This is a genomic window from Vibrio sp. 10N.222.55.C7, assembly GCF_041473335.1.
Lineage (GTDB): Bacteria > Pseudomonadota > Gammaproteobacteria > Enterobacterales > Vibrionaceae > Vibrio > Vibrio crassostreae_C.
Window position 1 is genome coordinate 1 of record NZ_JBFRSC010000114.1, and the last position, 6839, is coordinate 6839.

The 6839-nt window shown below is 45.4% G+C and carries 4 protein-coding genes; 1 reads left to right on the forward strand and 3 read right to left on the reverse strand.

Annotation, left to right across the window (positions count from 1 at the left end; translation table 11 throughout):
* Positions 1 to 83: 83 nt before the first annotated feature.
* From AB4482_RS22900 to AB4482_RS22910, 3 genes are read right to left on the reverse strand one after another with little or no spacing between them, the layout of a single operon-like run.
* A complete protein-coding gene (locus AB4482_RS22900) occupies positions 84 to 440 on the reverse strand; it encodes a gamma-glutamylcyclotransferase (RefSeq protein ID WP_017069403.1) in 357 nt (118 codons plus the stop codon).
* A 49-nt stretch (positions 441 to 489) separates the two neighbouring features.
* Entirely contained in the window at positions 490 to 4248 is a 3759-nt protein-coding gene (locus AB4482_RS22905; protein ID WP_372128572.1) for a translocation/assembly module TamB domain-containing protein, read from the reverse strand.
* A complete protein-coding gene (locus AB4482_RS22910; protein WP_017063725.1) occupies positions 4245 to 5957 on the reverse strand; it encodes an autotransporter assembly complex family protein in 1713 nt (570 codons plus the stop codon). The genes AB4482_RS22905 and AB4482_RS22910 overlap by 4 nt, the downstream gene beginning before the upstream one ends.
* Before the next feature lie 195 nt (positions 5958 to 6152).
* Between AB4482_RS22910 and msrA the strand changes: the two genes are divergently transcribed.
* Positions 6153 to 6782, forward strand: a complete 630-nt coding sequence (gene msrA / locus AB4482_RS22915; protein WP_017058899.1) for a peptide-methionine (S)-S-oxide reductase MsrA — start codon at positions 6153 to 6155, stop codon at positions 6780 to 6782.
* The last annotated feature ends 57 nt before the right edge of the window (positions 6783 to 6839 follow it).

A 6839-nucleotide genomic window follows, 5' to 3' on the forward strand; every position in this document is an offset into this window, starting at 1 on the left:
CACATTTCAGGACGGGACAAACGCTATTAAAAAGCCAGCACCTCAGTGCTGGCTTTTTGTTGTCTCGTAAGGTGATTAACTAGTTAGGAATCATTGTTCCGCTGACACCAGTTACCCGAAAGTATTTCTTTATTAGCTGTTAGATCAAGCTGATACAAATATACCCATGCTAATCCAAATATAGTCTCTATTTGCTCGCGACGATACTCAACAGGAACATCTTCTAGCCGATCGAGCGACTCTAAAATTTCGTCGTTAATGATATAGACCTCACCAGCGACACTTTTCTTTCCCAAAATCATCGCCGGATAGGCACCTAAATCAAAAAGTGCGTATTCCTTAGGTGTATCAAACTGCCCTAATAAATCGCAGCCCTGCAAATAATGGTGATTGGACTGACCTTGCCTCAAGGTTCCATAGACAAAAACAAGATGCTGCATACTCACTCCCTAGCATTCGTCACCCGCGAATCAATCGCCGCTCAAAGTGTTACTCAAATTCAAATTGATAGAGAAGATCCACAGCACTGTCTAGGCCAGAAACAGCTTCAACATAGAGATCCTGCATCAATCGATAACGAACGGTAAACTCACCTAACGAGTTAAAGATACCCACACCATACTTCACCTGTAAGCCAGGCAGGATGTAACCACTTACCGTCACTTGAGAGTCATCGCCAGAGCCTGCAGTATCCAGTTGCAAGTCCTTTACACCAAAGGCTTCACCGATTTCACCAACAACCTTACCACTCTTCGCTAAACTCAAACCGATTAAAGTCGTTGTCATCGAACCGCTCGACTCACCGTCGATATCTTGGCCACGCAAAATATAAGACAGTGCGTTCGCTTGTGGCATCGCTGGGTCAGAATAAATCTCGATGGTAGGCTCTGTCGCAGGGCCAGTCACTCGAATACCAGCGGTCACGTCATCCTGAGTATTATCAGGATTACGAATCGCGTTGATGGCTACGTATGGCTGATCCGGTGGTCCATTCATTAGGATCTTACCCTCTTCGATCAAGAGGTCTTGCCCGAATGATTGATAAGTACCATCGACGATGTTCACTTCACCTGTAATAAATGGACCTTGGTCTTTTTGAGCCACGTTGAGCTTACCGACCAAATCACCTTCAAGACCGAAGGCAGACAGTTTAAAGTCATCACCAATGGAGATATTAATATTCGTCATCACATTGAATGGAATCGTATCTTCGTTTTCTGGCTCTAGATCTTTATTCAAAATAACCTGATCAGAAGAGACGCCAACCGCTGACGGTGGTAAATCTTCAACAACAATTCGTCCCCATGGTAATGCAATATCACCGGTGATTTTCGCCAGATCTGGTGTGACATCAATAGTCATATCAGGTACGACCTTCACCTTAACCATCGGTGGGATATCAACCATCAACTCATCAGCGAAAACTCTAACGTTCGAGTGCCATGCTTTAAGATCTTGCCAATCTCCGGTTCCCTCAATATCAAGGTGACCATCAGGCGTTTCGACATTCGCATCCAGTTTTGCACTATAACCATCAAAGTCGAGGTCGATGCGGCCATCTTTCACATCAACAGGCGTAACATCGCCTTTGACTTGAATACCACCAACAGAGAATTGGCCAAAGACTTGAGGGTGCATCAGAGAGCCTTTAACTTGAAGATCACTCTCAAGGTCGGCTTTCAATAAGCTGTATTCACCTAGAATTGGTTGTAAGAAATCAAGATGGAACGTGGTCAGCTTAATTGCCGCATCGACCATTTTGTCTTCGGCAAGAATATCCGGTAACGACACCGTGCCAGACAGGTCACCATTGTCGGAAACATCCAACTTAAAATCGGCATCCAGTTTGTTGTCTTTCAGTTGGGCATTCAATGCAACGCTTTCCCAACCCAGTGTGATTGGCTCACCCACTTGTTGAACAACCTGACCTTTCGGCATATCAACGCTTACCGTGACTTCAGGCTCATCTTGTTCAGACCACTTTGCATGAGCAGTCGCATTGACTAAGCCCTGTAATTGCGTCTCTTTAGGCACAAAGGCTTTAATCTGCTCGAAATCGAATTGATTGATGGCTACCTTGGCCTCACCCGATTTTCCGACACGAACGTCTTCATCCAAACACACGCTCGAACCCGATTGTTTCCAACAGTGCGCTTGAACATCGGCAAACTGTTTATCAACATCCGCATTTATCGCGACAGGTTGCTCTAACACCCAAGGACCTTGCTGAGTGGTGATTTTGACTCTGTCTAACGATCCATACCAAATAAGAGAAGGCTTTTGAATCAACTCTCCGGAAATAGCTAAGCTTGTAGACACGATGTCGGATATCACATCAAGTGTCACTGTGTGTTTCTTCTCACCACCACTCACCGTGAGATCAATGCTTTTTACGCTCTGATCTTGATAGGTTAGGTTGTTAGCTTTTAATTCAAGATCAGCTTGAGCTTCAGGCAATGGCAGAGGAACCACAGAACCATTAAGCGACAAGGATTCTAGTGTTGCTTCGTTATTCCAATCTACCTTATCCACATTTAGAGCGAGATCGACTTCAGGCTTTTTCGTTGGACCACTGAGCTGGATGTTACCAATCACTTTACCTTTCAAATCAGGGACGCTTTTTACAAGCTCAGGGAAGTGAATCTCAACACCCATGTCCCATTTCTTATCAAGCTCACCCTGAGCCTTAATCGAGTTAACACCGTGAGCTAAGTTCAAACCACTGGTTTTCAGTTTTGGTTCACCGCTCGCGCTGCGATCCGACGCTGACAACTGACCTTCGATATCCAGAGGGTATTCTCGCAAGATCCCTTCAATATCCAATTTAGGCAGTTCAATCGCCCAGCCGCCCGCTTCCGTCAACTCACCTGAGGTGACGATGTTTCCACTAATGTTGCCCTCAGCTTCTGGCCACTGCAGACCCGGTTGAATATCTTTGAGTGTCACGTCAGCTTGCCAGTTAACGAGACTCTTCCAGTTCGCTTTAACGACACCGTTAAGCTCACCGCCTAGCGTGTTGAGCTTTAGACGCTCGAGAACAATTTGTTCCGTCGTGCCTTTACCCTGTAGATCGATGGCTAATTCAGGGATTTCCTTACCATCGGCTTCACCTTTAAGAAGAACATTAAAACCATCTAGTGAGCCATCAGCTTTAAATTGCTCAATTGTCGCTTGGTAATCGCTTTTTCCGGTAAGGGGCCACTGTGCTTGTCCGCCCTCTAAAAGAAGGTCAAATGGCAGAGTCGGTTCTAAGGGTTGAATATCCCCAGACAACTTTGCCTCAATCAGCTCAGAAAATTGGGAGTCTAGGTTTAGCTTAGCCACGCTGCCTTGTGCTTTCAGAGACAACTTCTGCCCAACAAGGTCGGTTTCTTTCACCAACGCATCCAAAGAAAGTTCTAGCGGGTAACCGCCCTTGAGCTCAACCTTCGTGGTTAGATTGGCGCTTGCTTGTGGCATATCGAGTTCGAGAGTTGAAACATCAACCGTGTGTTTGCCCGCGCGAGCTTCTAGCCCAAGGTGGTTAACAACGATTGGTGTTTCTTGTTCTAAGGTGAAACGGTTGAGGTCAAAACGCTCCAACACAACCTGCAGAGGAATCCAGACTTCCGGCAATTCGATAGCCGTTTTAACGGCAGCTTTTGGCTCAACCTTTTCTGCTTGCGGTTCTTCTGTCGACTCAGCGAGTTTAACCTTAAGATCATTGAATAAGGTTGGCGATACAGTTAGCTTTTCGCCCTGCATACTCAAAGCCGTAGAGAACAAGCTCCATTCAATTTCATGCCCTAAGATATTCAACTTGATATCAGACAAAGCGATACGGTTGATTACGATTGGCAACGGTGTTTTTACCGATGTTACGGGCGGAGTAGGTTCTGTTTCTTCTGTAGAGGCCGGAGGCAGTTCAGTAAATGCGAAGTCCAATCCTTGAATCGCTAAACGATCGACACACAACTTAGGGTCGAGCAGACAGCGAGGATTAATCGCCAAGTTCAGCTTTTGAACTTTGGTGTCTATATGCAGGCTGTCATCTTTAAACTGAACATTATTAAGCGTAAAGCTCGGGAACAGAGCCCCTTTAGTGCTTTCCACTTTAAGCTGTGGCAACGCTTTTTCAGCGCCCCACAACACAGTGTTCAACCCTGGATTGGTGAACAAAACAAAACCTAGCAAGGCTATCAACAACAGCAAAATAGACGTCAATGAGATCGACGTCCACTTGATGTACTTGCCCATCACTTTGATCATAATTCTGGCCCTAAACTAAAGTGTAACTGGAACTCATCACCTTTTTCTGCATCTAGACCCCAAGCAAAATCTAAACTCACTGGACCAACAGGTGACGCCCAACGAACACCGACGCCGGTGCCGTGTTTCCATTCGGGTTTGTCATTAAATGCATCACCAATGTCGTAGAATGCTGCGCCCCACCAGTTTCCAACCAAGCGGTATTGGTATTCAAACGAGCTGGTTGCAATGAATTTGGCACCCGTTAGTGCGCCACTTTCATCTCGAGGAGAGATCGACTCATAACCATAACCACGAATGCTATTGTCACCACCAGCAAAGAATCTTAGGGAGGGAGATAGCTTATCAAACTCGTCGGCAAAGTTGCCGCCAAATTGAAGTCGAGTTAAGCCTCGGTGATTGTCGCCAATGCTTCGAATCCAAGCGGTTTGACCTTGAAAACGAACAACCTTAGTTTCAGATAACAAGGTATCATCACCCGCTTCAACCATAATGGTTTGTTTATCGCCCCACATCGGCATCGAACCGCCTCGCGTTCGAGTGCGTGAGAAAGAGATACCCGGCAGCACAAATTGCGCTAAATCATCCTGCAAACCTTGCTCATAGTTTTCGACCAAGTATCGAATGAAGACCGTGCGTTGCCAACCGTTATCCAGTCGCCAATATCTTTCTAGCGCTAAGTTTGACTCCAAACTCTTGGTATCACGATTATCCAAGTTTTTCATACCGTACTTAACTTGATAGTAGTCGTTCAGCACGTCATCCAGAGGGATTTTATAGGTAGCGGTAATCGTCTGTTCAGGTTTAGAAATCGACAGGCTGCTATTGAAGCTATGGCCTTGTTCATTAACCCAAGGTTTTTTCCACTTCAGAGTGCCTTTTACGCCAAGGTCGGTGGATACACCGATACCCGTTTCGATTTGGTTACGAGCTTGCGGAGCAAGGCTAACCTTCATCGGGATCTCTCGGCCTTCGCCTAACTGGCTTAAATCTGGTTCAACAAATACCGAGGAGAACCAATCCGTATTGGACAGGTTTTGGTTGTACTCACCGACTTTGGTGATTGAGTAAGGTTCGCCATCCTCAAATGGTTTAAGTGACTGCACCTTATCTTCTTCTATCTGGCTACCAGTAACCTGAGTAGTACCAAAGTGATAGCGGATACCACTGTTATAATGAAGACGAACATAAGCGCGGTTCAATTCAGGAGCGACTTCTAGCTTACTAAGATCATAAGCACCATCGAAGTAGCCTTTCGCTAAGCCAAGGTTGCGGATCGACGATTTCAAAGAGTCATAATTACCATGATTCAGAGTCGAACCTTTAGACAAGCTACTCTTCGCTATCAAGGCTAAAAAGTCTGGGTCATCCTTGGCTTCACCAGTTAGAACGATATCTGAAGTATAAATAACAACAGGCTCTCCCGGCTCAACCGTAACGGTCATTTCGGTATCATCTTCGGAGTGAGTAAATGTGATTTTAGGGTGGTAGTAGCCTAACGCATTCAGGGCTTCTTTAATCATAGATTCCAAGCGGGATTGGAATCTTAGTGAAACCGAATACTCTTCTTCAGGGATCGCACTCAGATAAGCATCAACATTATCCTCAAGCGCTCCATCTAGCCCTTTGATTTCAAGGGAAACGTCAGCGAAAGCGAGCGTCGATGACAATAGAGTGCCAATCAGAACTGGTAAAGTTTTTCTTATCATGTTTAATTGGTGAAGAAGTTATCAATACGTTAATAAGTGAAAAGAAATAATACCGCTAAATAGGCATTGAGTCTGTAATAAATCCTGGAATAACACGGTCTAATTTAAAGACTTATTCAATATTGACCAACAGTTAATATGAACCCACGTTAAATAAAAGCCAGCGCGGTAAACGTATGCGAAAAGGAATATAACATGCTAAACAAACAACAACTGGTTTCTGCAGCAACCGCACTACCGGGAAATGCTGACCCAATTCGAATCACTGAGCGCCATTTCGTCAATCAAACCGACCTGCTCGATGCACCCACGGGCTCTCAACAAGAAGTCCTGTTTGGTATGGGGTGCTTCTGGGGAGCTGAGCGTTTGTTTTGGCAATTGGATGGCGTTATTTCAACATCCGTTGGTTACGCTGGCGGATACACAGTTAATCCCACTTATGAACAAGTATGTACTGGGCAAACCGGCCATACCGAGGTCGTTCGTGTCATATTTGATAGTGAACAAACCTCTCTAGCTCGAATACTTGAAACCTTTTGGGAGCGTCATGACCCAACTCAAGGGATGCGCCAAGGCAACGATTTAGGGACTCAGTACCGTTCTGCGATTTACACCTTCAGTGAAGAACAACAATCTATCGCTGAGCACTCTAAACGTGAATATCAACGAGCAATGACTGAATCTTTAGGCAACGAGATCACGACGGAAGTTCTGCCTGCTGGAAAATATTTTTTCGCAGAAACCTACCACCAGCAATACCTAGCTAAAAATCCGAATGGGTATTGCGGGTTGGGTGGAACAGGTGTGTGCTTCCCTCCACAATAAAGTGCCGTTCGACATACCATCGTGAACGACACGCATTAAAAAAGGTTCATCGCGGCT

Bases quoted from the DNA above. Each gene is read 5' to 3' on its own strand.
- AB4482_RS22900 (WP_017069403.1), bottom strand. From the start codon at position 440: ATGCAGCATCTTGTTTTTGTCTATGGAACCTTGAGGCAAGGTCAGTCC.
- AB4482_RS22905 (WP_372128572.1), bottom strand. From the start codon at position 4,248: ATGATCAAAGTGATGGGCAAGTACATCAAGTGGACGTCGATCTCATTG.
- AB4482_RS22910 (WP_017063725.1), bottom strand. From the start codon at position 5,957: ATGATAAGAAAAACTTTACCAGTTCTGATTGGCACTCTATTGTCATCG.
- msrA (WP_017058899.1), top strand. From the start codon at position 6,153: ATGCTAAACAAACAACAACTGGTTTCTGCAGCAACCGCACTACCGGGA.